We start from the raw sequence: 23,913 nt of genomic DNA, 5'->3' as shown, positions 1-23,913 counted from the left end.
CTTCCTGCCCTTAGATAAAAAAAGAAGACATAGGAAAACTCATTTTCATGTTAAGTCATCTGACTAACCTTATTGAGTTTACCTATGTCATAAGATACTGTATTACTTGTTATGTATTATCTATCTATATTTATCTGCTATTTTTTGCAGTACTCCACTTTGCTGCATTTCTTTAACTTTTCTATTAAAAATTTGGCTAATCAAATCATGATTTTTGCCTATACCAAAACCTAAATATGTCTTTACTGGATTTTTCAAGACAAAAATATAAGGTTCTTTGCAAATCATATGTTCCATTTGCAGCTTCTTTACCTGATAATCTCCTGACTCCATTTCTAATACTACTATATCAATTTGACCCTTCAGCAATTTTTTAAATAAAATATCCTCCTTGCTGCATTCTTCAATTTTAATATCCAAATTGTATAGTTCAGGGAAATATGTATATCCAGAAATAACTCCAATCCTTTTTCTATCCAAATCAGAAAGCTGGTTAACTCTTATATTCTGCTCTTTGCTAGTATAAAATCCATAGGGGCTTTCATAGCGATAGCTGTCACTGAATTTTAAATAGCTTTCTCTGGTTTTATCATAGGATATGGCAGGAAGGATATCTGATAATCCTGTTTTAACCATTTTTATGGAAGTATCCCAGGGTACAATTTTAAATTCTACTTGATAATTTGATTCTTTAAAAACTTCTTGAATTAAATCGTAATCCATTCCTGAGATCACTTTAGTATTTTCATTGTAAATGAAATATGGCTCATATGGTGAAGTTGCTACAATAATGGTTGAGTCATCTCTACATTTCTCCTTGTCCATAAGCTGAAAGTTAAGCTGTTCAAGTTGCTCAATCCTTTTTTTAATACTATTAGCGGATTTGGCTTCTTCCTTTATGGACTGTGAAAGCTCTTCAATTTTATGGGAAGAACAATCTACTGATTTGGTCACATTTTCAATTACCTCCTTAGCGGAGTAAATAGAAGATTCTAGTTTCTTTGAATTATCTGCAATCCAAAGACTCATTTCGCTTGATTCCTTTGATACATTTTCAATCAAAGCAAAATCTGCAATTGTATTTGTTATTTGAGTACTTTGAAAGTCAATGTTTTCTATTACCTGATGGATATCTTTTTTCGATTGACCTACATATTTTATAATTTCTGCAATAATCCCGTTTATTACTTTATTAACCTCACTGGTTTCACTTGCCAGATGTCTTACTTCCTCTGCAATGACAGAAAAGCCACGTCCATGCTCCCCTGCTCTAGCAGCTTCCACAGACGCATTTAAAGCAAGCAGATTCGTTTGTGCGGAAATGTGCTCAATCCGGTCAACAAGAGATTTGGCAGTTTTCGTTTTTCCCTCCAACTCGCTGAAGGAAAGTTTCGCAGAATTTAAGTTCCCGCCTGTCTCACTTAAACTCTTTGTGATCTCTTGAAACTTCTTTTTCTTACTGACTATAGTCTCATAGGTGTTATTGGAAATCTCAGAAGCATGTGAAGCTTTTGCCCTGCTTCCTTGGACCGTTGTGTAGATTACATCAATAACATCATTCATAGAGATCATGCTTGAAGCTTGTCCCTTTGATTCTGACGTAAGTCCCTGAATTCTGACAAGGATTTCATTCATTTCCAGATCCAATTCATCTACAGAAAAAGAAAACCCACTAATTAGTTCTAAATATTTATCGGCCAACTCTTTATTGCTCTTTTTTATTACAACACTGTCATTCTCATCTCGCCCTGTTTTTTTAAAAAACTTCACGACATTTGCGCCTCCCTTACTTACTTAGATACTTACTTAGATACTTAATTTCATCATAATCTTCCATATTATATCTGTCAATAAAAGCCTTAAATAATACTATTTATACTAAAAATAGTTTCATTAAAGTCCCTTCTATAAAGCATATTTGTATTGACATAATAGTACTTATCAAGGTATTATACTTATTTACATAAAATAGTAACAAAAGGAGTTTTTACCCATGAAAAAAATGTCATTACTTATTATAGCCTGTATGCTTGCTATAAGTATCTGCGCTTGCGGACAAGTACCAAATTCCAATACCGAGGGCAAAAATATAATGCCTGATGATATTGCAACTATTACAGATTCAACCGGCGAGACCATTCCAGACCCAGACACACTTGCAAAACCTGGTTTTGGTTCCATTGCCGCTTCCTCTGTATTCAATGTCAATTGGAAAACATCAGTGGATGGAGATGTGATGTCAGGTACCGCTTCTCTCCTGAAAACGGATTTAAGCGATGAGCCAATTCTTATCACTGCATATCATATTTTTGATTCTGAGACTGTTGATTTGACCCCTGACACGTTAAAAGATTACATCAAAGGTGGAGAATTAATCGATATCATGTCTCCAGAGGATTCCGCATCTATAATCGGCAATGTTAAAGAGACCATTACAATTCCTGATGCCGAAGGTATTGATACAGCCCAGAGTCCTACGAAAGATCTTGCTGCCTTTAAATTGGATAACAGTTCTGCCTTAAAAGCATTTCCCCTAGCAAAAGAACCTTGTGTTGAAGGAGAAGTCGTATACCTGCTTGCCTCACTTTGGGACACTGACAAGGCATATGAAAACAATATCTATCCCTGCGTAGTCCTCAGTGATGATGGAGAGCAAATGCTCTATATTTTAAGTGACCAATTTGGCACTACTGGCGCCAGCGGAGCACCAATTGTAAATAGTAAAGGTGAACTTGTTGGAATACATATTGGCTCAAATAATTCATATCGTTTTGCACACTCTGCACAAAGTATTTATGAACAGCTAAAATCGGCTTTAGGAAAATAAATTTTATTGTTTAGAATGCTTATTAAGACGAGTTATCCAAATAAATAATTAATTAAAAAACGGCAATGCCAGTAGTTTAAGTCTCCTTACTCCTGGCATTGCCGTTTTCAAATATTAAATGCTTTAGGATCAATAAATCGAAGTATCAGACAACACACTTCTTCATTCTCATCATATCCCCAATAAGGTACATATGCTCCATCACCAAAGCCACTGCAAAACATAACAATATTACAATTATCATTGTCTGGCAGATGCCAATCCAGATAGTCTCCATCATTCCTTTGATATTGTGGTTCTTTTCTTGCACTTTCAGCAAAAAGAGCTGCAAAATAGTCATCGTAATGATTCTTATCTGGGTGTTCACTATGCCATTTCTCTAGAAACTGTACATATTTCTTTTCTGTTTCCAAATCGCAGAAACAAGCCAAGCCTGTTTCTACGCCAAAAAAATTTAAGCCAGAATCCTCCTTTGGTAATGCCTCTTCATATTTTACTGGGGATTTATCTGTAACTTGCATTTTGGCGGCTAGATATCTTAAGCCGAAAATATTATGTGAGAAGATGGAAAGCAATACTGGGTATGTACCTGAATTAATCTGTTTTCCTAATTGTAATGCACATTGTGTCCCTAAATAGCACAAGGGATCTCCAACCTCTACAAATCCAGAATTGATATTGACTGTGCCTATATTTTTAACCATATAGTTTCCATTGTCTGCAAATAACTTATTCATCTCTTCTGCTTCAAATTCTTCAGACAATAATTGTAGATTTCTTTGAAAAATATCCCTAAAAATCTGCTGTAAATCATTATTTACCTTTGGTTGCTCTAATTCCTCTTTTTTATCCTTTTTCTTAAATAAATTCATTATACCCAAATTCTTTTCTCGCTTTCAATAAAATTATATGACTGGCATAATCCATGTTAAAGCCTTTTTTATGTAATATCAAATTGTAAAATATTTCTACTATTATACCAGTTGAAACGATTTTATAAAAGTCCTAAATATAAAAATGAAGTCTTTGGCCTAATTTGACTAAAGACTTCATTTTTTCCTATTTCATATTAATTGCTTTAACTGGCCGTGCTTCAATATAGCCTCTATACCCCATCGGTGCAAGCTGAAATCTTGGCGCCTCTTCTGGTGCCCACTGATATCCATATACTTTAGGATCAAATTTCGCAATATGATTCCAAACTTCATTGATTTCATCCATAAAATCATCATCATTATAAGTTTCCCCTTGAAAAATCATCAGTTTACAAGGGGGCAGCTCTATTAGCTCATACCCCTCTGGAATATCATTAGTATAGTCAAGAGGAACTTCTACCCCTTGAACATATTGTGATGTTCCTTCTGTCATAAGATGTTTCGGCAGCCACATACCAATTGGCTCATACATGGCCTCTTTTACACTTGAAAGTACTGACCATACATCACAGCCTACCTCTTCACAGTATGCAAAATAATCCGCTGCCTGTTTTCCCCTTTTTAACAAAACTTTTCGTGCAGGACGTTCAATCACCTGTACAAATATAGATTTAGTGCTACAATTATTACTCATCTTTTCTCCTCCTTTATGAAGTGCTCGATAGGTATCGAAAACTTTCTGAGGCATAAACAGTTTTATTGGCGGCGTATGCTGGCTATATTTAATAGGCGGTATTCCAAATTCTTTGGAAAATGCCCTAGTAAATCCCTCATGAGAATCAAACACAAAGTCCATAGCCACATCTATGATTTTTTCATTATTATCACGTAGTATTAACGCTGCTTGAGTAAGCCTTAGCGCACGAATATATTCAAATGGTGCCTTACCAGTAGCTTCTTTAAACAGTCTCGCAGCATGCCATGGCGAATATCCTGCTGTAACAGCTAATTCTTTCAACGTAATTTTCCTTAGAATATTCAGGTCAATGTACTCCTGCATACGTTGTACGGCCATAATATTTTCAGCCTCATCCATTTTCTCACCTCCTTATATCAAAAGTTTATATCATATAGGATTTTATTTCTTGACCTTGGTTGCGAATACACACTAAGTTTAAATAGGAACTATCCAGTTTTTTATTTAAATCTGACTAAGATGTAAAAATCAGCGTAATAAAAGTCTTGATTAAAAGAAAAGTTTATACCTGCCTCCTGCACGACAATAGTAAGTTTTACCTGGTCATTTTCCCTAGAAAAAATCGCCTCATCTTGGGATATTTCCGTTTTATCGTTGGCATAGCTCTTGTATCTTGAAAAAATATCCTCTGTGTTAAAGCGTATAAACTCATTATTGCTGCCATCTGTCAGAATAATATCATACTTTCCACCCGTTTTCTCTTTTTCAAGCATATATTCTGTTCCAGATTTTTGGATGCTGCATATTTGAGATTCCATGTTTTCTTCTGAGTGAATATTAGTGCGGGTTAGGACCTCATACCCTGCAATATCAATTGGAGTCATTGAATTAAGGAATACATTGACTGTTCTGTTGTCCTTATCTGGTACATCATATTCATAGAAACCAAATGTTTTATAAAAATCCTCATAGATTGTAAACTCATCTGGAAACCACTCTATTTTATCTGTATAGCTCATCCTGCTCAAATACTCAACAAATAAAATAATCTTCTTTTTATCCTGATCAGGAATGGCACTGTTTGGTATTATGACATTATTTTTTAACATTTTATTTTGTACTAAGACAGATTTAAGCATTTTTTCCTGATTGATGCGGCTGACAGTAAACGCATCAACAGGAGGTATAATAGATACAATGCAAAAGGCTATAAGCATTGCTGCTATAATTCCATTTTTTCTAACAGGCAGCAGGCTCATTACAACTCCTGCAGAAGCAGCAAAAATACCAAACAGGATCACAAAATACCGGGTGTGGGTAATCCCTGTATTCCCCGTGTTAAGAATTGAAGATGTAATTTGGAACAGTACAATTGGCACAAGTACCTTTGGAAAAATACGGCGAAACAGGGCTGCAAATTTATTTTCCAGTCTGCTTGCCAGAATATAGATTAAAATGACCGTTATGGCATAAGAAACCAGCATTGGCTCCAAAAGATTATTAGTCCAGAACTCTCCTCTGACATTCAGTACAATGTAAAGCAAGAGAATAACTGTAAAAACTGTCGTAAGGGGAATAATGATATAGGATATCAGGATTTCCAGAAACTTAGGACAAAATGCAGCTTTATTAATCAGCTCGTTCTGTATGGAGTTTTGGTCATTCTGACTATCTCTATCCCTCCTCCCTGGATATACAGGAATAAGTGAAAGGAAATATAAAGGTGTAAATAACACAAATACAATAATGGCAATATAAGAATAAAGCTTATAGCTTACATCAGTAATAAGTGTATCCACCGCCAGGATAATAAGGCTGCATCCAGCATAGATTATTATAGAGTAAAATGCAGAATGAAATAAAGTCTTGAACACTGCCATAAAGCTTTCATTAAAGCTTATCCTGCTTCGAATAACAGGAACCCATATAAAGGCAACCCATAAGGCTAAAAGGGCAACCCATGTTCGAATACTGATTTCTATGCTTAACTCAGGAGCAGACCTGACCATAAAGTAGTAGCCTAACGTCACAAGAATACCAGCTCCCAATAAAGCAATCTTGGCAGATACTTTACTGAAAAAGCATTCATATGCTGCCTGTAATGTAGCACTCAACATAGCTCCTACTGCACAGGTCATAATTAGTTTTGAATAATTCTTTTCCTCATGAATTGAAATTGCAACAATAACAGCCGCAGCTAAAAGAATTACTGCGGTCAAGGGATAACGGGTAATAGCATTGGTCAGCCCTTTCAGCTTGTCTAGCATCCGTGTAAACCACTTCATTTGTATCATCCTTTCACTATAAGCTTTCTTATTTATGTATTGTTGCCCTTTTTATCCTTTTTATTTGTATCCCTTCTGCTTTTGTATATAGTCCCCGCTGTTACCAAAGCTAAGGCAATCCAAGCAAACGCCGAGGAAAATCCTATTAAAATAATCAGTGCGATGATTAAAATAAAAATAAAAACTTTCACCCAATATTCTTTCATGTATTTTATACTTGCAGCCAGTCCGAGCAATGCATTCCCTATGAAGAAGGTATTGGCAATTCCTACAATTCCTTCAATGGATAGGACCTTAAAATAAATCAGTACAAGAAGAATACAGTGCCACCCACTTAGAACAAACAATGCATGTTTCGGTGCTTTTTCCTGTAGCTTCATTTTAAAGAAAGCTGGTAATTTACCGTTTTCGGCCCGAACAGCTATCTGCCGCGTTACTGCACCAAGAATCATAAGAAGCGTACAGAAACATAATCCTGCAGCGATAATTCCCATCAGAATATATGCAAAATCTCCAAATAGGGGAATCAATATCAGACTCATATTCAGCTTGGCAACATGAATTTCCTGCAGCTGCATTCGGTTCTGCAATGCAAATGCACTTACTACATATACGATGGTTATAGCTACCACACTGACTTTCATGGACCTCATAATCGTTTTTTCTGGCTTGTTAACCTCTTCCACATAATTGCCTATAACTTCCCATCCTATGATAGCCCAAAATAATAGCAGCAAAGTATATCCCAGTTTATCTGGCTCAGGTAAACCCGTAGGATACATAACTTTAACCTGGGTCAGTAAGCTGTAGACACTGCCTGTAACAAGAAGCACCGCTGTTAAAGATGAAAGTACCAATGTAAGCTTTCCAACAGTTGTTATGCCCCCTAAGAGGACTGTAACACATAATAGCAAAACTATAAACGCTAATATAGTTTTGTCTAAATTTAGATTTACTATATGACTTAGGAACTCTGAAGCTGTAAGCGCAACTGCAACTGGACCGAAACAAACTGCTGTAGTAAGATAATTAGCAGATAATTCTCTGAAAAATTGTCCTAGCTCCTGCCCTATTACTATACTCATTCCCTCATTGCTAGATATTTTTAAACTCATTTTTGCAAATATATAGGCAAAAATGACTCCCAAAGCCATGATAATAAGCCATGCAAAAATAGCTTGATTTCCTAGCGTTTTTATAGCTAATGGCGGTAATAATACGATTCCAGATCCTAAGATTGGACCAATCATTAGTCCGCTTAATGTTAATGTGTTTAATTTTTTCTGCATATTTTTTCTCCTTTTATACATATTATAGAAGTTTATTACCCATTTGTATAATTGAAAGATTGAATTATATATATCGATTTTTTTGAAGTATGCTATAATGATTTTAAAGTATTTAAAAAGGAGACAGCCATATATGGATATAAAGAATTTTAGAACTTTAAAAAAAATCATCGAGTTAGGAAGCTTTACCAAAGCCGCCAATTCACTGGGCTATGCCCAATCAACCATTACCTTTCATATACAGTCCCTTGAAGAGTATTACAAAAGACCTATTTTTAATCGAATTGGAAAGAGGATTGAATTGACTCAGTTTGGGCATATGTTATCCGAGCAGATTGATATTCTTTTAAATGCTTATGATAATTTAGAGAGTTATTCCTTGTCTGAATGTCAGCCCCAAGGGGTTCTCAGAATCGGAGTCCCTGAATCTTTAATGTTGTACAGACTTCACAATATCCTTAAACAATATAAACTTACTTACCCAGATGTGGAAGTGGTTATTATTAACGACCAATGCTCACACTTGCGAAATAAGCTTACTTCACACGATTTAGATATTAGCTTTTTATTACAGCCTGAATACACCTATTCCCAACTGAAAACTATACTGTTGAAAAAAGAAGAAATGTGTCTAGTTGCCCCATATGATTATAAGGGAGAAGATTTTTTACCCGGTGATTCGCAAATGATCTTATTTACAGAAAAAGACTGTGACTACCGTCAGATTTTCAGTAACTATTTGAAAAGTCATAATTTCTATCCTACAAATATCTTAGAAACAGGGAGTGTTGAAGCTATAAAGAAATATATCTACTATGGAATGGGGATTTCCTATCTGCCCTTATATGCTGTTGCAGAGGATGCAGAAGAAAAGCGGCTAAGAATAAAAAAACACACTTCATCTATAACTTTTTATACACAGCTTGTCTACCATAAAAACAAATGGCTGAATCCTGCTTTAAAAGCTTTTATAGACCTGAGTATCCAGCATGCTGCAGCCTGGTAGTCTATCAAAAAAACAGCTCATGTAAGAGCTGTTTTCTATAAGAACTATCCAAAGAAACGTTTTATTTCAATTTCCGCGTTTTCCGGAGAATCAGAACCATGGATTAAATTTTCTGTAGTAGAACTGGCAAAGTCTCCCCTGATTGTTCCAGGAAGGGCATTTTCGAATTTTGTTGCCCCCATTAATATGCGTATTCCCTGAACTACATTTTCTCCTTCAACAATCATTGCCCATACAGGTCCTGACATCATATAGTCTTCCATTTTAGGATAAAACGATTCATTCGCAACATGAGCATAATGTTCCCTTAGTATTTTCTCCTTTAAATTTATGACCTTCAAATCAATGATTTTGTAGCCCTTAGCTTCTATCCTGGCAATAATCTGTCCTGCCAGTTTTCGTTTAATGGCATCTGGCTTTAACATCACATAAGTTCTTTCCATGGTTTTCCTCCCATTTTTAGAGTATTAGTTCCCAATATTTTTGTCCATTTTCACAAGTTAAAAATTTTATAATTGATTATACAACTATTGCATATGTGATGTCCATTTATTTCTTATTTCATTGATTCAATAATGCTGTCTGCCAAAGCTTCCAACTCAGTCACCTTATCTGAATTTAATGCAGAAGCCAAGGAAAGCCTTTCATTTAGTACAGTCATATTCTTTAGCTCTTCATCAATAAACTTCTGCATTAAATCTCCTGACTTGCATGCCCAAGACCCATTTTCGATAATGGCAATCTTACGGTTCTGTAAATTCAATGCTTTCATATCCATCAAATAATTGTGCATAACTGGATATATTCCCAGATTATAAGTGACAGATGCCAATACAATATGGCTTAGTCGGAAAGTCTCGGATATAAGCTGGGAAACATGGGTATTTGAAACATCATACATAACCACATTTGTCATACCTTTTTCACAAAGCTTACTTGCTAAAGCCTGGGCCGCAGCTTCCGTGTTTCCGTACATAGATGCATAAGCAATCATGACACCCTTTTCTTCTGGCTCGTAACGGCTCCAGTGATCATATTTATCAATAAAATATCCCAAATCAGAACGCCATACAGGTCCGTGCAGCGGGCAAATAAGCTTAATGTCAATTGTACCTGCCTTCTTTAACAGTGCCTGCACATGAGGACCATATTTCCCTACAATATTGGTAAAATAACGTCGTGCATCATCTATCCAGTCTCTGTCAAAGTTCACTTCGTCATTGAACAGCTTTCCATCCAATGCTCCGAATGAACCGAAAGCGTCAGCTGCAAAAAGAACTCCATTGGTTACATCAAAAGTAACCATAGCTTCTGGCCAATGCACCATTGGTGCATATACGAAAGTAACCGTATGCTTTCCAAAGCTTTGAGTGTCTCCCTCGTGAACTTCAATGAGTTCATGACTATCTATATCAAATCCAAACTGGCGCATTAGCATGAAAGCCTTTTCCGTGCTGATTACTTTCACATTTGGGTAACGCAGTAAAATTTCTTCAATTGAAGCCCCATGATCGGGTTCCATGTGATTAATTACCAGGTAATCCAGCGGATTTCCTTTCAAAAGAAAATCTATGTTTTCCAAAAGCTGTCTGCATGCAGACCAGTCTACTGTATCAAAAAGCACACTCTTTTCATCTAGTAAAAGATATGCATTATAGGATACCCCTCTTGGAATAGGATGAATATTTTCAAATAGATGAAGCCTGTGGTCATTAGCTCCTACCCAGTATAAATCTTCCGTTACATTTCTTACACAATACATATTGTGACCTCCTTTCAATTAAGCCTCTATAAACATATCTTTGGCTTCAGCACATTCTGGGCAGACCCAGTCTTCAGGAATTTTTTCAAATAATGTTCCTGGAGCAATATCTCCATCCGGGTCACCCATTTCAGGATTGTATTCGTAACCGCAGCCTCCGCAGACATAGGTCTTTCCAATCGGTGTATGCTTAGGCGGTAACGGTCTCTTCATCTTTATCATAGGCGGAGCTGGTTTTTTGCTTTGGCCGTTATCCAAAGCAGCTGTCAGCAACGGAAGAATTTCCATCAAATCCCCTACAATTCCATAATCACAATTCTTAAAAATTGGGGCATTGGCATTCTTGTTAATAGCTACAATAATAGAAGCATCTTTAATCCCCTTCAAATGTTGTGTTGCACCAGAAATCCCACAGGCAATATACAGATTTCCTGTAAACTTCTGTCCTGACATACCCACATATCGGTTAAGTGGTACATATTTTAATGTTTCTGCTACTGGACGTGAAGATCCAATAGCCGCTCCTGCCTGAACCGCAAGGGCCTCAATTAGTTTCATGTTCTTCTTATCCCCAATACCTTTACCAGCAGATACCACTCTCTCTGCTTGTGGTATAGGGGTATCCAATGGACTGCCTACAGTAAAATCAAAACCATCTTTTTTCAAGGCTGCAACTAGTGCTTCCACTTTTTCTTTTGTGCTGCCTTCTTTTAAAATCATCTTTTTACGCAAACCAGTAATTGGGGCAGCTTTCTTCATGATTTTTCCGCCACTGCCTGAAGATTCTTCTTTCGGCAGCTTTCCAATCAGGTGGGAAGCTATAACAACTCTTTGTATTTCATTTGTTCCTTCATAGATAGTGGTGATCTTTGCATCACGGTATGCACGTTCTACATCCATACCCTTTAAATAACCACTTCCACCAAAGATTTGCAGGGCATCATTTGTAACTTCCAGAGCTATATCAGAAGCATACTGTTTTGCCATTGCAGACTCCATCCCATAAGATTCGTGATTTTCTTTCAATTCTGCAGCACTATAAATTAAGAAGCGGGCACAACGTAACTTTGTGGCCATATCCGCCAGCTTAAAGGCAATAATTTGTTGCTGACAGATTTGCTTTCCAAACTGGACACGCTCCTTTGAGTATTCCAGTGCATTTTCAAAAGCTCCCTGTGCAATTCCTAAAGCCTGTGCCGCTATACCTATACGACCGCCGTCTAAAGTTGCCATTGCAATCTTGAAGCCATCACCTTCTTTTCCTAGCAGATTTTCTTTGGGAACCTTTACATCATTGAAAATCAGCTCAGCAGTAGAGGAAGAACGGATACCCATCTTATCGTAATGGTCACCAAACTCAAACCCTTCCCATCCTTTTTCCACAATAAATGCAGAAATTCCTCTGGTTCCAATATCCGGGGTGGTTACAGCAAAAACAACATAGGTTTCGGCGATTGGCGCATTGGTAATAAAAATCTTACCGCCATTTAACAAGTAATAATCCCCTTTTAACACAGCTGTAGTCTCTGTTCCACCTGCGTCAGAACCAGCATTTTGTTCTGTAAGGCCAAAGGCCCCAACCTTTTCACCCTTTGCTAAAGGTACTAGATATTTCTTTTTCTGCTCCTCATTTCCAAATGCAGAAATAGGCCATGAGCCCAATGATACATGAGCAGAAAGAATAACACCCATACCGCCATCAACTCGCGCCAGCTCCTCCACGGCAATAGCATAGCTTAAAGCATCAAGACCCGCTCCACCGTATTCTTTAGGATAAGGTATCCCCATGAGTCCCATTTCACCCAGTTTGGTTACAGCCTCAGTAGGAAATTCATTGTTTTTGTCTAGCATGAATGCCAAAGGTTTTACTTCAGTTTCCGCAAATTTGCGGATTGTCTGACGAAGAGCCTCATGGTCCTGATTTGTTTTAAATAGCATATTCATTCCTCCCTTTCTATTTATGTTTATTTATATTAGAAATACTTGATAAAATTTATCCACTTTAAATTGTAAAAAAATATATACAAATTAAATCTTTTATAGATTATTCATCTTTATCTCCAAAGAGAACCCAATGTAGGCTATGGGATTCAAGTTCTTTATCAATATTTTTCTGCACTATATCTAATTGGTTATGAACATTACATGCTGTTCTGTTCTTTTCCCGCCATTCACAGTTGTATTCTGGTTTCATACATGCAGTTAAATAAGAGTTAAATTCCACCGCTTCAATTAATTGGTAAAGACTGATGGTGTTTAAATCAGCTTTCAAAATACATCCTCCATTTGAGCCACGTGTAATTTGAATAATTCCAGCCTTCTCTAACTTTTTCAGTATTTTATACGCAAAACTCTGAGGCAGCGACTCTTTCTCAACCAAGTCACCCGCTGTAAAGCTCTGCCCCTGTGACAACGTCCGAAGCATCCTTAATGCATAATCTGTTTCTCGCGTAATCAGCAAATCCACTACCTCCTTTTCTTTATTATATACCTAATATATCAATCTTGACAAAAAAAGTCAACATTATTTTCTAACTTTTCTTTCCGATAAACACAATGGCAGTTCAAGCCCCTTTGTTTCAAGTAATGCTTTGTCTGTTAGAATTTCTTCTGTCTTCCCATCCTTAACTATTTTCCCATTAGCTATCAAAATTGTTCTTTCGCAGGTATCCAGAATCATATCTAAATCATGAGAAGCAATCATTTTTAAACTGTTAATGGAATTTAAGATCTCAATTAAATTTCTTCTGTTTTTTGGATCCAGTGCAATGGAAGGTTCATCCAGCAAAATTAGATCCGGCTCCATAGAAAGAATAGTGGCAATAGACGCAAGCTTTTTTTGTCCACCAGATAAACGGTAAATCTGCCTGTCTTTCATTTCTTCAATATGAACCATCCTTAAGGCTGTTGTTACCCTCCTTTGAACTTCTGTTTCTGAGTACCCATAATTCCGCGGGCCAAAGGCCACGTCTTCATACACTGTAGACATGAACAGCTGACTGTCCGCATCCTGAAAAACATAACCAGTCTTTTCTCTTATTTGTGGAAGATTTTCTTTTTTGACTTCTAATCCATTAACTACAATTTTTCCTGTATATTCTACTAGTAATCCCACCAGCAACTTTAGTAAGGTAGATTTGCCCACTCCATTTGCTCCGATAATCCCCACTGATTCCTTGCCGGATGCAGTAAAACTAATATCTGAAAGGACTTCTTTCCCTCTGCCGTAGGAAAAGGTTAGGTGATTTACTTCAATGTTCTGCATCTATTTTCCTCCAAACTATACCAAGATATTTCCTACAATATAAAAAAGGGGGACTGCCCTAAAAAGCAGAATCATCCCCATGCATAAGATAAAATAGCAGAGGCTTTTTATTATTGATTCTTTCTCCTGTCCAGGTGAAAATTCACCATCATATCCACGAAGTGTCATACTTTCATAAACGACCTGGGCTCTGTCCATGCTTCTCAAAAGCAACTGCCCTGCTAAAGATCCCCATGCTTTAATATGTATGCCTTTTTGTTTTGGTGCGCGCAATTGATACGCGTCAGAGATTCGTTGAACTTCCTTCAAAAGCACAATAACATAACGATAGATTAACAGAATAAGTGTAACTAACTCCCTTGGAACATGAATTAATCTAAGGGCATAGCAGATTTTTTCTATTGAAGTTGTTACAATCAGAATATAAGAAGCAACTACTGCAAATATTCCTTTCATCATTAATGAAATCATGGACAGCATACCACCAGTAATAACGATTCCCCCAATATGCCCCATCTGCATCCTGTCAATAAAGGGGTTGGCTATTCCAACTATACAGGCTAGAATCAGCACCACTTTTATCTGTTTCATGCTATGTATAATGGATATATCTCCCAATATAATTATTGACAGCAGATAGATGCTCATTCCTGCTAAACCTACCACATCATACTTGTCAAAAGACACTACAGCTAGTATATAACTGATGGTGACAATCAGTTTGACCAGTGGATGAATCCCATTAATCCATTTATCTTTTGCTGACATGGCATCCATATGATGAATACCATGTACCGCTTCATTTATTTTGCTCATTACTCCGTTTTCCTTCTAAATAAACGGAACATAAAGCAACTGGCTACACAAACTCCTAACACTACCATTCCACCTATAATCCCTGCGAGGGAAGTGCCCGCTTTAGAATCTGAACCTTTGAATGCATAGTCTGGTAAGACTGCCGTCAAACTTTGAATTTTTTCAGCGGCATCATACACAGTTCCCGATGCAGCAACTTCAGGAATACCAGTAATTCTTTGTATAGACCATTCCAGTCCATCTGGATTAGCAGATGCAGCCAGAGACAGTAATCCTGCAATCACAATGGTCACTACTGCCAGCACTGTAAAAGTACTCTTATAGGAAAGCTTTCCTTGTTTCTCAGGACTTACACCAGTTCTTCCTGAATCACTCCACAAAAGTTCCGGTCTTGCTTCATATATGAAGCAAAGTACTGATGCAGTAATCAAGCCTTCTACCAATCCAATAGCCAGATGAATTGGCTGCATAGTTGCAACAAACACCCCAAAGGGTAATTCAGTCACCCCAGAAGCTAAGGTTTCTAAAGTAACCGAAAAGGCTCCCAACTGTAGTGTAATCATACTTCCCAGTATGGAAGCTATAGTAATTTTTCGTTTTGACATACCATTTTTCATGATAAGCGTCCAGATTACCATTGCCCCGATAAAACACCCATAGAATGCCATATTCCATATATTACATCCAAGTGCAAGGATTCCCCCATCTGCAAACAGAAGGCATTGAATTAGCAGAACACCTATCATGGTTAAAAAACCAGCGTATGGACCTAAAATTGCGGATAATAACATGCCTCCACATAAATGTCCTGAAGATCCCGTTCCAGGAATGGTAAAGTTTATCATTTGAGCGGCAAAAACAAATGCCCCCATCACTCCCATTACTGGTATTTTCTTTGGTTCATTTTCAAGCCGGATCTTCTTAATTGAATACCCCATTGTTATTGCAGAGCAGGCATACATAGTTCCTGCTACTGCTGGCGCCACAAGCGCATCAGCCATATGCATCGTAAAATTCTCCTTTCACTTACAAATTCAGGTTAATATCCATGCTCCCTGATCTAAATCCTTCTAAGTCAATGGTTATGTATACATATCCCAAGGTTTTTAAGTAGGTAATAATTTCTTCCCTATGGGTTAGTATTTTGTTCATATCCTGTGCATCTACTTCAATACGAACTATGTCACTGTGAACCCTCAGGCGGATATTATATATTCCAAGTGATTTAATAAATAATTCACCTTTTTCCACCATATTCATTTTTTCATGGGAAAGAACTGTCCCATATGGAAACCTGGTGGCAAGACACGGTGCAGACGGCCGGTCTGATGCAGATATTCCATATTCTGCGGCAAATTGCCTTACTTCACCTTTTGTAACGCCTGACTTTGCCAATGGACTTACAATTCCAAGCTCCTGAATTGCTCTAATGCCCGGCCGGTATACATGCAAATCATCTTCATTGGTCCCATCCATAATGGTATCAACATGTAATTCATATGCTTTCTTTCGCACTTCCTCAAATAAGTATTTTTTACACCGGTAACATCTATCCGGCGGATTTTGCAAAATGCCTGCATTTTGTAATTCATTTACCTGAATAATATAATGAATTGCACCAACTTCCTTTGCAACCTTCTGTGCATTTTCCAATTCTTTTAGGGGATGAAGCATGGTATGCAATGTAACCGCATAGACCTTATTGCCTTTTTTATTAGCACTATCACAAGCCATCTTTAGAAGCAGACTACTGTCCACTCCCCCAGAAAATGCAACCATTACATCTCTGTCTGCATATTCATCCATCATCACATTTAACTTCATATACTTTTCTTGACTGCTATTCATTGTACTCTACCTTTTCTAAACACTTTGAGCTTTTTCTGCCAGTCTGTTAATTTGTGTTGCCATATATCCAGCTCCGTAACCATTATCAATGTTTACTACTGCTATGCCATTGGCACAAGAATTAATCATGGTTAGCAACGCTGATAACCCATGCATACTGGCACCATATCCTACTGAAGTTGGCACTCCAATCACAGGCTTATCCACCAGACCACCGACTACACTTGCCAAAGCCCCTTCCATTCCTGCAACAGCTATGACGCAATTGGCACTTTGAATCACATCTAGTTGGGATAAAACTCTATGGATGCCACTTACCCCAACATCATAAATCCGTTCTACATAAGAGCCAAAGTATTCTGCCGTCTGTGCTGCTTCTTCCGCCACTGGAATATCCGCAGTTCCAGCCGTGCAAACTGCAATTTTGCCCTGCCTTTTCTTATCTAGCTTTTCTATTTTTATAATTTGCGAAATTTCATCATATTGAGTTTCTGGATATTTTTTCTTAATCAGCTCATATTGTAGTCTCGATGCTCTGGTTCCAAATACCTCGCCCTCTTCTTCATACAATTTTCCAAATATTTTAAGTAGGTGTTCATCTGCTTTCCCACTGCAGAAAATTACTTCTGCAAAACCAGACCGCAATTTTCTATGAGTATCTAGTTTAGCAAACCCCATCTCTTCATATGGCAGTTTTCGAATATATCGTTCTGCCTCCTCCACAGATATCTCACCATTCTTTAGCTTTAACAATATATCATGTGTCTCCATTATACCCTCCGCTATGTTTTTGTAATTCGGAATTTTTACATTTATTTTTCAAAAAAATCTCCATACTCTGTTTTAGGGTACGGAGATCTTCAACTAATTTCATAATGCTGATTCTATTCCCAAGACAAAATTCCTGTTACCTCTGCCTTTTCATATCTACCTATTTTATAATTCAGTCGATCCAGGGTTTGCTGCATGTCTTCCATTTTTTCTGAAAGCTTTCTGCGTTCTTCTAACAAAAGTTCTTTTCTGGCTTTAATCGTAGAATCTCCCTGCTGGGTCAACGCACAATATTCAATCAGAGCTTCTATCGGAACTCCTGCAGAACGCATACATTTTGCCAGCTCAATCCATTTACAGGATTCTTCCGTGTAATCCCGATTGCCATTGGCAGTTCTGTTTACTACTGGAATCAACCCTATACGTTCATAATACCGTAATGTATCCTGAGAAATGTCATATTTTTTACTTACTTCTGCAATTGTCATACCTGCTCCCCCAAAACTTAACCTTTGTTATTGGTTAGTACCAGCTTCAAATTGTGCCGCTACGTCCCTTAAGCCTTTTATTATTTCAATATGCTGCGGACAGCTATTCTCACACTTTCTGCATCCAATACAATCCGAGGCTTTCCCATAGTTTTTAATATAATTTCCGTAATATACCCCTTGGATTGAAAACCCTTGGCTCTGAGACTGCTTCTCCGCATTATATAGTGCAAAATAATTAGGGATAGCTATATTCTTCGGACAGCCCTCGACGCAATACTGACAGGCAGTACAAGGAATTGCAATGGCTTCATTAATAACATCTACTACCTTCTCTATTATATCATATTCTTCTTTAATAAATGGTTTAAAATTTTGCATATATCCTGTATTATCTAGCAATTGTTCCATATTCGACATGCCGCTTAAAACCATTACAACATTTTCAAGACTTGCTGCAAAACGGACTGCCCAGGAAGCTATAGACATATCAGGATGATATTGTTTCAGAATCTTCTCAGCTTTAGCAGGAACAGCTGCAAGTGTACCACCTTTCGCAGGCTCCATTACTATTACTGGTTTTCCATGCTTTTTAGCAACTTCATAACATTTTGCTGACTGAATACTTTCATTATTCCAGTCCATATAGTTTATCTGCAGTTGTACAAAATCCACTTCTGGATAAGCCTTAAGAATTTCATCAAGCAAATCCGCAGTGTCGTGAAAAGAAAAGCCAATATTTTTAACTTTACCTTCTGCTTTCTTTTTCTGGATAAAGGCGTAGCTATCCATATTCTTTGCTATTTCATAATGGGAGACACCTAGATTATGAAGAAGATAATAGTCAAAATACTCTACTCCGCATTTTTCTAACTGTTCATTAAAGATTCTTTCCTGATCTTCCTTTTTTTCTAAAAACATAGTAGGCATTTTCGTGGCTACAGTAAAGCTGTTCCTGTCATGACGCTTCACCAGTGCCTCCCTTAAAGCAACTTCACTTTTAAAATTGTGGTACATATATGCCGTATCAAAATATGTAAATCCTCTTTCCAAAAAAGTATCTACCATTTCGTTTACCTGTTCCATATCAATGTCTGTTGGATCCTCTGGGTTATTTATAGGTAATCTCATGAATCCAAATCCTAATTTTTTCTGTTCCATATGATTTTTCTCCTTTTCTATACTATTGAGAATATCACTTGGAGTGAACTCCATGTCAAGAACTTTTTATAGTTATAAATATTTATTCAATTTATATAAAATCACTTGGGTTGTCCCTTGAATTTATTCATGTTATAATAGAAATTTATAATATTGTAATCAAGTGATTAAATTGTAAAATAAATATAAATAATAGATTATAGAAGAACTAATTGGATTGAGTTAAGAAAAGGAAAAAATATGAATGAAATAAAAGAATTACAGGAAACAAATATTGAAAAGTTTAAGGATTATCCACTTGATAGTTCTATCAAAAGAGCCTTAAGCGAATTAGGATTCAAGCAGCCTTTAGAAGTCCAGGCTAAAGTAATCCCTATGATTCTCGAAGGCAAGGATTTAATTGTAAAATCACAAACGGGCAGTGGTAAAACAGCGGCCTTTGCCATCTCTCTTTGTCAAAAAATCGATGTAGAATTAGAAAGTCCTCAGGTTTTAGTTCTGTCCCCCACACGAGAATTGACTGAACAGGTAAAACAAGATATTTACGATATTGGAAAATACAAAGGCTTAAAGTGCTGTGCTTTATATGGTAAGCAGCCCATGGAGCAGCAACGAAAAGAATTAAAGCAAAACACACCACATGTGATTGTAGCCACACCTGGTAGAATGATGGACCATATTTTGAATAAAAATGTAAAGCTCCATGATATCAAATACCTAGTAATTGATGAAGCGGATGAAATGTTAATTATGGGATTTAAGGAACAACTAGAAGCTATTATTAAAAAAATTCCTAAAGATAGAGTGACTCTGCTTTTTTCTGCAACAATACCTGATGAAGTTCATTTTCTGAGCCAAGAATATCTGAGAAATCCTGAAAATATAGAAATTGAGCCACAAGTCTCTAATCTCGAAAAGATTGAACAAATTTATTATGCTGTAGACGGCCTAAAAAAAGTGGACTTTATAAAGAAAGTTATAGAAAGAGAACATCCAAGAAAAGCCATTATGTTTTGTAATACGCAGGAACAGGTTACCAATCTGTTTGAAATTTTCAGAAAGTGGGGTAACTTTACTTGCGCAGTACATGGTGGTATGGATCAGCAAATGCGTACAGAAAAATTAACTGCTTTCAAGCGGGGAGAATACAAGATGCTTATTGCTACTGATGTGGCAGCAAGAGGTTTACATGTCCAAGGTATCACGCATGTAATAAACTATGGAGTCCCATTTGAACATGAACAGTACGTTCATAGAATTGGCAGAACTGGTCGAGTGGATCAGCATGGTATTGCTATCACCATGGTTATTCCAAGCGAAATGGCTCGATTTCATGACCTTGAAACATTTCTTGGCTACAAAATCCCATGTAAGGGGGGGCATGTAGATAGAAGGCCAAAGGTAGATTCTACACAAAAAAAAGGCAGGGAGAGGTATAAAGCAGGTAATCGAGGACAAAAAGCTTTAGTACAGTTCAATGCTGGCAGAAGTAACAGTTCATTGAAAACAAGTGATTTTCTTGCTGCCATCAGGCATGTAAATGGTATTTGCAATGAGAATATCGGAAAAGTTGACATAAGAGAATCTGTAACTAATGTTGAAATATTTGATGGAAAAGAAGATATAGTTATTAAGGCCCTTAAGACAAAAAAAATCAAGGGTAAACTGTACCGAGTTAAAAGAGGATAATTGAACTTTATAAGATGTCCTAATATACTGAAAAATTTAAAAGCAGGAAAGTTTAATCAAAAACTTTCCTGCTTTTCTTTTACTTACTTAGTAATCTGTTTTTCCAAATCATTAAACTTCTCGCTTAGAACAATTATATCAATACGCCTATTTTTTGTTCTTCCCTCTGCCGTGGAATTATCCGCAACCGGTCTATATTCTCCATATCCAACCGCTACAAGTTTTTCAGGGGGAACATTACACTCCTTAATAAATAATTGAACTACACTAACCGCTCTTGCTGTAGATAACTCCCAATTAGAAGGATAAATCTCTGAGTGCATAGGGACGTTGTCCGTATGACCTTCAATACGTATGTAATTATTCAGATTATTAATCATATCAGCTATTTCCAGTAAAGCATGTTCATTTTCTTCTTTGATTTGTGCACTTCCTGATTCGAATAAAATTGCATTATTAAAACTAATAACTAAGCCCCGCTTATCTATGCTGGTTGTTACAGAAGCACTCATATTTTCTTGTTGTAACTTTGCATCAATATCAGCTTTTAATTCCTTCAGATTCTGCAGTTCTTTCTGCTCAATGGCTTTCTCTAACTGTTCTTCTTTTGTCTGACTACTTGTAGAAACCGCCGCCTGTGTGCTTTGCTTATTTGCTGCTTGAGAAGATACAAAGCTTTCAGTCATCATTTGCTCACTAAACTCTTCCGACATTTGTTGTGCTTTCCCTGCGTCCACCTGACTAACTGCAAATAGAACTATGAAAACTGCTAATAATAAAGTCATCAAATCCGAATATGGAAGCAGCCACGCTTCCCCACCTTCTTCTTCCTGATGTGGATGTTTATTTTTCTTTGACATACTGTATCCTCCTTATTCAGACTTCATTTCCTCAGCTATTTGTTCTTGTTTCGATGCTGGCAGAACTGCAAGCAGCCTTTCCTTTAGCATAAAAGGAGAATCACCTCTCTGTATAGATAACAAACCTTCAAGGATCATATATTTAAGCGCCACTTCTGCTTGGCTTTTAACTTTCAATTTTTTTGCAAATGGATTCCATAAAACATAACCAGTAAATATACCAAGAATAGTTGCTATAAATGCAGCAGCAATTGCTTCCGCCATCTTATCGGTATCATCTATATGAGACATAGCCGCTATCAAACCGAATACGGCACCCAAAACACCTAAGGTTGGAGCATACATTCCCGCTGATGAAAAAATACTTGCATTTGTTTCATGTCGTTTTTCCATTGCCGAAATTTCAGATTCAAGAATGTCTGTAATAACCTCATCTCCAGTTCCGTCAACAACCATACGAATGCCTTTTTTTAAAAAAGGGTCCTCAATTTCTTCAACTTTACTTTCTAATGACAAAAGCCCTTCTTTCCTTGCTGTGGTTGATAAATTGACCATTAATTCAATGATATCCAGTTCAGACATCCGCTCTTGTTTTGTAAAGAGAATTTTGAATAAAGCTCCTATGCTTTTAAGATTTTCTCCAGGGAATGAATTTAAAATAGTAGCAACCGTACCAACAAATATAACAAAAAAAGCTGCAGGATTTAAAAACACAGTAAAACTAATATGCTTAAAAATCATAGCTCCAATTACCGAAGTAAAGCCTACAATAATGCCCAAAAGTGTAGTAAGTTCCATACGCCCTCCTTTTTATTCGACATACTTTTACAAATTCTTCATTTTATCTTTCATAATACCATTCTTTATAATTTTAAACAATTATTTTTTATTGGATTTTCACCGAACGGTTTCTATAATCTCAAAATTGTGATTCAGTCAGTCTCATATTACTTTATTTTCCTTGAAGAACCAAAATATAATGTGACCTTTTACCTTAACAGAAAGGCGGGACATGCGTCCCGCCTTTCTGTTCTTACCAACTATTTTCTTATCAATCATTCCTTGATAATGCTAATTTGAGGCTTTTTTTCGTTGTTGTTGTTCTCACTGAGTCCCGAAGTACCTGTTTTAAATATTCTCAAAATTTTAGGTGTTGGAATAAAAACCGGGGTATTTCCACTGGCATCAGATAGGACCAAAATACCAAATTTATTTTGGTAAACACTTCCTGAAGCTGAGATTGACGGTCCTAAGTTTAACATAACAGAGGTACCAACTGGCATCAGATAGGATTCAATTGCCGCCAACATGTCTGTGTCGCAGCCCGGAGGCAGAGGGTCTGGCGGATTCAGATAAGAGAAGCTAGGATCATATAAGGTCCCGTCTCCTGGATAAATGGCAGTAATATTGGCAATTGGTAATGCCTCATAGTCGCCATTTACATCAACCAGTCGTAAAATCCCTGGACCTGTGGCGTCTGGAGACGTGTATAAATCCAATGGCACTCCAGAATAAGAAGCCAAAGATTCCGAATACACCGTCCAAGTGGTCGTCGAGTATGCTGTAATCATTTGGGAGAGAATATTAGTTAATTGTTTAACGGCAAAGCAGCTCATGGTTTCTGCTGGTTCTGTCGGTATATTAACCTGTACGACAGTCAACGCTGCTTTCAGGGGTGTCTGCAAAGCATAAGCATGACTGCCTGGGCTTGCATTAACTAGAGATACGGTTACAGAGCCGGAGGATACATTGATAATTCCTGTTCCAACAACTTCTCCCGTCTTAAGAGGTGAAGCTCCTTCAAGGAGTTCCCCCTCGGATGAGGAAAGGGCAAATGCTACTCCGCTTGGTGAACCGGATGATTGTGTGGATACCCACCAATTAATCAGATATCTTCCGGCTTCGTTAAAAGTAATCACGCCTGTGGCATCATTATAGCTGATATTTCCGGCAGAATACACGGTAGTATCAAATATAACATTTCCTAATACACCGACATTCCCTGTTGCCACGCGTTCTATTTGCAAAGCAATATTACTCACATGAATTTCTCCTTTTCATACTGCAATTAATATAATCAGGTTTACATATCCATCGATTTAAAATCCATAAATCGATAACAAATTTTGTTCTGTATCCCTTGCAGCTTATTATTACAATATATGATAGCATGTGCCAAAATGTGAATTTATGTAAGCCTTAAACGGATTCATCTTTGTGAAAAATAACAAAATGAGTGTTACATCATATAATGTAACAAGATATTTTTCCTCA

General features: G+C 37.0%; 22 protein-coding genes. 3 read left to right on the top strand and 19 right to left on the bottom strand.

The annotated features are described in order from the left end of the window. Positions 1–120: 120 nt before the first annotated feature. On the bottom strand, positions 121–1,770 hold the full coding sequence (locus tag RTW14_RS03400; protein WP_312648285.1) for a methyl-accepting chemotaxis protein: 1,650 nt from the start codon (positions 1,768–1,770) through the stop codon (positions 121–123). A gap of 223 nt (positions 1,771–1,993) precedes the next feature. Between RTW14_RS03400 and RTW14_RS03395 the strand changes: the two genes are divergently transcribed. Further along, on the top strand, positions 1,994–2,827 hold the full coding sequence (locus RTW14_RS03395; protein WP_312648284.1) for a S1 family peptidase: 834 nt from the start codon (positions 1,994–1,996) through the stop codon (positions 2,825–2,827). Positions 2,828–2,934: 107 nt separating this feature from the next. On the opposite strand, the gene RTW14_RS03390 is transcribed toward RTW14_RS03395, so the two are convergent. The 4 genes from RTW14_RS03390 to RTW14_RS03375 all read right to left on the bottom strand — a co-directional run bounded on the left by RTW14_RS03390 (position 2,935) and on the right by RTW14_RS03375 (position 7,973). Then, positions 2,935–3,699 carry a DUF4241 domain-containing protein gene (locus RTW14_RS03390; RefSeq protein WP_312648424.1) on the bottom strand — a complete coding sequence of 255 codons (765 nt, stop codon included), beginning with the start codon at positions 3,697–3,699 and terminating at the stop codon, positions 2,935–2,937. Between the two features lie 187 nt (positions 3,700–3,886). Then, a complete protein-coding gene (locus RTW14_RS03385) occupies positions 3,887–4,798 on the bottom strand; it encodes an AraC family transcriptional regulator (RefSeq protein ID WP_312648283.1) in 912 nt (303 codons plus the stop codon). Between the two features lie 101 nt (positions 4,799–4,899). Further along, on the bottom strand, positions 4,900–6,684 hold the full coding sequence (locus tag RTW14_RS03380; protein ID WP_312648282.1) for a DUF4153 domain-containing protein: 1,785 nt from the start codon (positions 6,682–6,684) through the stop codon (positions 4,900–4,902). A 32-nt stretch (positions 6,685–6,716) separates the two neighbouring features. After that, entirely contained in the window at positions 6,717–7,973 is a 1,257-nt protein-coding gene (locus tag RTW14_RS03375) for an APC family permease (RefSeq protein WP_312648281.1), read from the bottom strand. 133 nt (positions 7,974–8,106) lie between these two features. On the opposite strand from RTW14_RS03375, the gene RTW14_RS03370 reads away from it, so the two are divergent. Continuing rightward, positions 8,107–8,979: a LysR family transcriptional regulator gene (locus tag RTW14_RS03370; RefSeq protein WP_312648280.1), complete on the top strand. Its 873-nt coding sequence runs from the start codon at positions 8,107–8,109 to the stop codon at positions 8,977–8,979. 44 nt (positions 8,980–9,023) lie between these two features. On the opposite strand, the gene ndk is transcribed toward RTW14_RS03370, so the two are convergent. The 11 genes from ndk to RTW14_RS03315 all read right to left on the bottom strand — a co-directional run bounded on the left by ndk (position 9,024) and on the right by RTW14_RS03315 (position 19,090). Then, a complete protein-coding gene (ndk, locus tag RTW14_RS03365) occupies positions 9,024–9,422 on the bottom strand; it encodes a nucleoside-diphosphate kinase (RefSeq protein WP_312648279.1) in 399 nt (132 codons plus the stop codon). 113 nt (positions 9,423–9,535) lie between these two features. After that, positions 9,536–10,741 carry an FprA family A-type flavoprotein gene (locus RTW14_RS03360; protein ID WP_312648278.1) on the bottom strand — a complete coding sequence of 402 codons (1,206 nt, stop codon included), beginning with the start codon at positions 10,739–10,741 and terminating at the stop codon, positions 9,536–9,538. 18 nt (positions 10,742–10,759) lie between these two features. Then, positions 10,760–12,679: an acyl-CoA dehydrogenase family protein gene (locus RTW14_RS03355; RefSeq protein WP_312648277.1), complete on the bottom strand. Its 1,920-nt coding sequence runs from the start codon at positions 12,677–12,679 to the stop codon at positions 10,760–10,762. A 106-nt stretch (positions 12,680–12,785) separates the two neighbouring features. After that, the gene (locus tag RTW14_RS03350) at positions 12,786–13,202 is read right to left on the bottom strand and encodes an RrF2 family transcriptional regulator (protein WP_312648276.1); all 417 of its coding nucleotides are present in this window, start codon (positions 13,200–13,202) and stop codon (positions 12,786–12,788) included. 63 nt (positions 13,203–13,265) lie between these two features. After that, positions 13,266–14,006 carry an energy-coupling factor ABC transporter ATP-binding protein gene (locus RTW14_RS03345; protein ID WP_312648275.1) on the bottom strand — a complete coding sequence of 247 codons (741 nt, stop codon included), beginning with the start codon at positions 14,004–14,006 and terminating at the stop codon, positions 13,266–13,268. Between the two features lie 15 nt (positions 14,007–14,021). Beyond that, positions 14,022–14,822, bottom strand: a complete 801-nt coding sequence (cbiQ, locus tag RTW14_RS03340) for a cobalt ECF transporter T component CbiQ (protein ID WP_312648274.1) — start codon at positions 14,820–14,822, stop codon at positions 14,022–14,024. After that, the gene (locus tag RTW14_RS03335; RefSeq protein WP_312648273.1) at positions 14,822–15,829 is read right to left on the bottom strand and encodes an energy-coupling factor ABC transporter permease; all 1,008 of its coding nucleotides are present in this window, start codon (positions 15,827–15,829) and stop codon (positions 14,822–14,824) included. The genes cbiQ and RTW14_RS03335 overlap by 1 nt, the downstream gene beginning before the upstream one ends. Before the next feature lie 19 nt (positions 15,830–15,848). Further along, positions 15,849–16,670, bottom strand: a complete 822-nt coding sequence (gene larE, locus RTW14_RS03330) for an ATP-dependent sacrificial sulfur transferase LarE (RefSeq protein WP_312648272.1) — start codon at positions 16,668–16,670, stop codon at positions 15,849–15,851. Positions 16,671–16,685: 15 nt separating this feature from the next. Continuing rightward, positions 16,686–17,441, bottom strand: coding sequence for a nickel pincer cofactor biosynthesis protein LarB (larB, locus tag RTW14_RS03325; RefSeq protein ID WP_312648270.1), 756 nt, complete (start codon positions 17,439–17,441; stop codon positions 16,686–16,688). Between the two features lie 113 nt (positions 17,442–17,554). Continuing rightward, positions 17,555–17,929 carry a MerR family transcriptional regulator gene (locus RTW14_RS03320; RefSeq protein WP_312648269.1) on the bottom strand — a complete coding sequence of 125 codons (375 nt, stop codon included), beginning with the start codon at positions 17,927–17,929 and terminating at the stop codon, positions 17,555–17,557. Between the two features lie 27 nt (positions 17,930–17,956). Continuing rightward, positions 17,957–19,090, bottom strand: a complete 1,134-nt coding sequence (locus RTW14_RS03315; RefSeq protein ID WP_312648268.1) for an aldo/keto reductase — start codon at positions 19,088–19,090, stop codon at positions 17,957–17,959. 240 nt (positions 19,091–19,330) lie between these two features. Here RTW14_RS03315 and RTW14_RS03310 point away from each other — a divergent pair, with 240 nt between their 5' ends. Continuing rightward, positions 19,331–20,779 (top strand): DEAD/DEAH box helicase, encoded by a 1,449-nt coding sequence (locus RTW14_RS03310; protein ID WP_312648267.1) that lies wholly within the window; start codon positions 19,331–19,333, stop codon positions 20,777–20,779. 83 nt (positions 20,780–20,862) lie between these two features. Here the strand turns inward: RTW14_RS03310 and RTW14_RS03305 are convergent, their stop codons facing one another. From RTW14_RS03305 to RTW14_RS03295, 3 genes are all read right to left on the bottom strand, one after another. Continuing rightward, the gene (locus RTW14_RS03305) at positions 20,863–21,639 is read right to left on the bottom strand and encodes an OmpA/MotB family protein (RefSeq protein WP_312648266.1); all 777 of its coding nucleotides are present in this window, start codon (positions 21,637–21,639) and stop codon (positions 20,863–20,865) included. 12 nt (positions 21,640–21,651) lie between these two features. Continuing rightward, positions 21,652–22,437, bottom strand: a complete 786-nt coding sequence (gene motA, locus RTW14_RS03300) for a flagellar motor stator protein MotA (RefSeq protein ID WP_312648265.1) — start codon at positions 22,435–22,437, stop codon at positions 21,652–21,654. A 257-nt stretch (positions 22,438–22,694) separates the two neighbouring features. Further along, entirely contained in the window at positions 22,695–23,666 is a 972-nt protein-coding gene (locus tag RTW14_RS03295) for a hypothetical protein (protein WP_312648264.1), read from the bottom strand. Positions 23,667–23,913: the final 247 nt, after the last annotated feature.

The sequence above is a fragment of the Aminipila sp. genome (genome assembly GCF_032051575.1).
Classification (GTDB): Bacteria; Bacillota; Clostridia; order Peptostreptococcales; family Anaerovoracaceae; genus Aminipila.
Note: the sequence above shows the minus strand (reverse complement) of the source record. Positions and strands in the feature narration are given on the sequence as shown.